The organism is Candidatus Blastococcus massiliensis AP3, from assembly GCF_000582785.1.
GTDB classification, from domain to species: domain Bacteria; phylum Actinomycetota; class Actinomycetes; order Mycobacteriales; family Geodermatophilaceae; genus Blastococcus; species Blastococcus massiliensis.
In genome coordinates, this window is the sequence record NZ_HG931173.1 from 1,507,508 (window position 1) to 1,511,520 (window position 4,013).

Sequence of the window (4,013 nt, forward strand, 5' to 3'; positions counted from 1 at the left end):
TCCCAGCTCGCCTGGTTGGCGGGCACCGAAGAAATCGCAGCTCCCGGCGCTGTCATGCGGGCGATTCTGCCGGTGAACGGCCTCACCCGTCCGGGGCCACGGCCCCGGCGGCCCGGTCCGCGGTGAACTAGCGTCCCCGCGTGCCCACCCCGCGGAAGCTGGACGCCCTGGACGTCCGGCTGCACGCGCTCGTGGGCGGGCTGCCCCGCTCCCCGGCCGACCGGTGGCTGCACCGGCTCACCCGCGCCGCCGACCACGGGCGGCTGTGGCTCGTCGTCGCCGGCCTGCTGGCGCTGCGCCGCGGCTCGCTGCGCCGGGGCGCGGTGCGCGGCGTCGGCTCGATGGCGGTCACCAGTGCGCTGGTCAACGCCGTCCTCAAGACGCTGTTCCGGCGCACCCGGCCCGAGCTGGGCGGGCTCGGCGCCGAGCGGCTGCTGCGCCGCACCCCCACCTCGTCGTCCTTTCCGAGCGGGCACTCCGCCTCGGCGGCGGCCTTCGTCACCGGCGTGGCCATGGAGTCGCTGCCGGCCGGTGCCGCGCTGGCCCCGGTCGGCCTGGCCGTCGGGTACTCGCGGGTGCACGTCGGCGTGCACTTCCCCGGGGACGTCGTCGCGGGGCTGGCCGTGGGTGCCGGCGTGGCCGCGGCCAGCCAGCACTGGTGGCGGGTGCGGCCCACGGACCCGGCGCGCGTGCGCTCGACGTCGCAGGCGCCACCTCTCCCCGACGGCGAGGGGCTGGCCGTCGCGGTCAACCCGCGCTCCGGGCCCGACGACTACGACCCGGCCGAGGACATCCGCCGCCTGCTCCCCCGCGCGCGGGTCCTCGAGCTGAGCGAGGAGGCCGGCGTCGAGGAGCTGCTGACGACGGCGGCCCGCGAGGGCGCCCGGGCACTCGGCGTCGCGGGAGGCGACGGCAGCGTGGCCGCGGCCGCCGCCGTGGCGCTCGAGCACGGGCTGCCGCTGGCGGTCATCCCGGCCGGCACCCTCAACCACTTCGCACGCGACGTCGGGCTGCTCACCCCGCAGGACGCCGTCGACGCGGTGCTGGCCGGGGATGCGGTGGCCGTCGACGTCGCCGAGGTGAACGGGACGCCGTTCCTCAACACCTCGAGCATCGGCGCCTATCCGGAGATGGTGCGCCGGCGCGACCGGCTCAGCGGCCGGCTGGGCAAGTGGCTGGCGCTCACCGTCGCCGCGGCCCAGGTGCTGCGCACGGGGACGCCGGTGGAGCTCGTCGTCGACGGGCGACCGCTGCGGGCGTGGATCCTCTTCGTCGGCAACTGCCTCTACACCCCGCGCGGGCTCTCGCCGGCCTGGCGCCCGCGGCTGGAGGACGGACTGCTCGACGTCCAGTGGCTGCGCGCCGACCTGCGGTTCGGCCGCACCCGCGCGGTGCTGGCCACGCTGCTCGGCATCAGCGAGCACAGCCGCAGCTACGGCAAGTTCCAGGCGCGGGAGCTGACGGTGCTCTCGCGGTCCGGTCCGCTCCGGGTGGCCTACGACGGCGAGATGGGCGAGCCGGCCACCGAGTTCCGGTTCCGCAAGCGGGCGCCGCTCACCGTCTACTGCTGCCGCGAGGGCTGACCGCAGCGCTTCCTGCACGCCGGGATCGGACGGGCGGCCGTCCGCGCGGGTGACTACGGTCGGCGCAGGGGTTGCCGGAACGATCTTCCGGGCAGTGCTCGACCCGACGTCCACCAGAGGGAAAGAGGTCACCATGCTGGTTCGCCGGATCGCCCGGCCCCTGCTCGCCGCTCCGTTCATCTACGGGGGCATCAGCACCCTGCGCAAGCCGCAGGACCGCGTCCCCGGCGCTCGGCCGGTGGTCGAGAAGATCGCGGAGACCGCCGACAAGCAGCTCCCCATGGAGGTGCCCCGGGACGTGCAGCAGTGGGTGCAGGCCGACGCCGCCGTCAAGGTGGTCGCCGGCTCGCTGTTCGCGCTCAACAAGTTCCCCCGGCTGACCGCCCTGGTCCTGTCGGCCTCGATCGTGCCGACGACGCTGGCCGGGCACCGCTTCTGGGAGCACGACGACCCGACCGAGCGGTTCGGGCAGATCTCGAACTTCCTGAAGAACACCGGGATCCTCGGTGGCCTGCTGCTGGCCGCCGTCGACACCGAGGGCAAGCCGTCCGTGGGCTACCGGGCCCGCAAGAGCGCGAAGGCCGCGGCCGCCGCCACGGAGAAGAGCATCGAGAAGGCCCAGAAGCGCGCCGCCAAGGCGCAGAAGAAGGCCGAGAAGAAGTACAAGCGCTGAGGGCCTCACACTCAAGGGCATGGCGCTGAGCACACCGCCGGCACCCGCGGACGCGCTCCGGAGGATCGCCTTCCTCCTGGAGCGCGCCCGCGAGCCCAGCTACCGGGTGGCCGCTTTCCGCACGGCCGCCGCGGTCGTCGACGGCCTCGGTGACGAGCAGCTCGACCTGAAGATCCGCACGAACACCCTCAAGGACCTCAAGGGCGTGGGCCCCAAGACCGCCGCCGTCATCGTGCAGGCGCACAAGGGGCAGGTCCCCGAGTACCTCACCAAGCTCGAGCAGGACCTCGGCGACCAGTTGCCGGCCGCCGACGACGTCGCCGCGTTCCGGGCCGCGCTCAAGGGCGACCTGCACGTGCACTCGGACTGGTCCGACGGCGGCAGCCCGATCCGCGAGATGGCGGAGTCGGCGATCGCCCTGGGCCACGAGTACATGGCCCTGACCGACCACTCCCCCCGGCTGACCGTCGCCAACGGGCTGAGCCCCGAGCGCCTGGAGAAGCAGCTCGACGTCGTCACCGAGCTCAACGAGGAGCTCGCGCCCTTCCGGATCCTCACCGGCATCGAGTGCGACATCAACGTCGACGGCAGCCTCGACCAGACCGACGAACTGCTGGGCCGGCTCGACGTCGTCGTCGCCAGCGTGCACTCGGACCTGCGCGCGGACTCGACGGCGATGACCGAGCGGATGCTGCGCGCGGTCGCCAACCCGCACACCGACGTCCTCGGGCACTGCACGGGCCGGCTGGTCATCGGCCGCCGGCAGCGCGACGGCACGCAGAAGCCGCGTCCGGAGAGCACCTTCGACGCCGAGGCGGTGTTCGGTGCCTGCGTCGAGTTCGGGACGGCGGTCGAGATCAACTCCCGCCCGGAACGGCTGGACCCGCCGCGGCGGCTGCTGAGGCTGGCCGTGGAGATGGGCTGCGAGTTCGCCATCGACACCGACGCGCACGCGCCCGGCCAGCTGGACTGGCAGGGCAACGGCTGTGAGCGGGCGGTCGAATGCGGCGTCGACGTCGACCGCGTCGTCAACACCTGGACGGCGGACGACCTCCTCGACTGGACGGCTGGCTGACCAGCGAATTCCGGTCAGTTCCGGAACTGACCGTCGCGCGCGCTCACGCTGCGTGAAACCCGGCCGATATTCGGGCCCCTTCTCCGGGGAAGCGCTTGCCAGAGCCGTGCAGTGGGCACGAGGGTCCGTCAACGGGGGTGTCTCGTCGTCGGCGACGTCGGGGCGCCCCTTCCGACGCAGTGCCTCTCGGAGAGGGGACTCGAGGTGGAGGACCCAGCCACGGAACGGCGGGGTGGCCATACGCCCCCGCGCCGTCCTGTCGCTGCGCGTCGACTCGTCCTGCTCCTCGGCTTCCTGGTCGCTGCCTGGGTGCTGGCCGGATCGTGGTCCGCCTCCGCGAGAGCGGCCGAGAGCGCCCCTCCGGCCCCCGGTCAGCGGAGCGCCACCGCCGATCCCGCGTCCCGCGGGCACGTCGACCCGCCCGGTCGCCCGTCGGACACCGGTCGCCCGTCGGACACCGGTCGCCCGTCGGACGCCGGCCGCCCGTCCTCTCCGTGGCCAGAGCAGTCCCGGGAACGCCCGCCCCAGGCCGGTCCCCCACCTGCCGCCGTGCTCCCGCCTGACCCCGGCCCACCGCCGCGCACGGGCCCGCCGCCGCAGGCCGCTCCACGTCGGACGCGGGCCGCCCACCAGCCGCCGGACCGCGCCCGGACGCCGGCTCCCGCCGCAGGCCGGACCGCGG

The 4,013-nt window shown here is 74.5% G+C and carries 3 protein-coding genes; all 3 read left to right on the forward strand.

The genetic code is table 11. From position 1 onward, the window contains the following. Positions 1 to 140 precede the first annotated feature (140 nt). Positions 141 to 1,583, forward strand: coding sequence for a bifunctional phosphatase PAP2/diacylglycerol kinase family protein (locus tag BN344_RS07500; protein ID WP_040337559.1), 1,443 nt, complete (start codon positions 141 to 143; stop codon positions 1,581 to 1,583). Positions 1,584 to 1,716: 133 nt separating this feature from the next. Further along, positions 1,717 to 2,256 carry a DoxX family protein gene (locus BN344_RS07505; protein ID WP_040337560.1) on the forward strand — a complete coding sequence of 180 codons (540 nt, stop codon included), beginning with the start codon at positions 1,717 to 1,719 and terminating at the stop codon, positions 2,254 to 2,256. A 19-nt stretch (positions 2,257 to 2,275) separates the two neighbouring features. Beyond that, positions 2,276 to 3,331 carry a PHP domain-containing protein gene (locus BN344_RS07510; protein WP_040337561.1) on the forward strand — a complete coding sequence of 352 codons (1,056 nt, stop codon included), beginning with the start codon at positions 2,276 to 2,278 and terminating at the stop codon, positions 3,329 to 3,331. Positions 3,332 to 4,013: the final 682 nt, after the last annotated feature.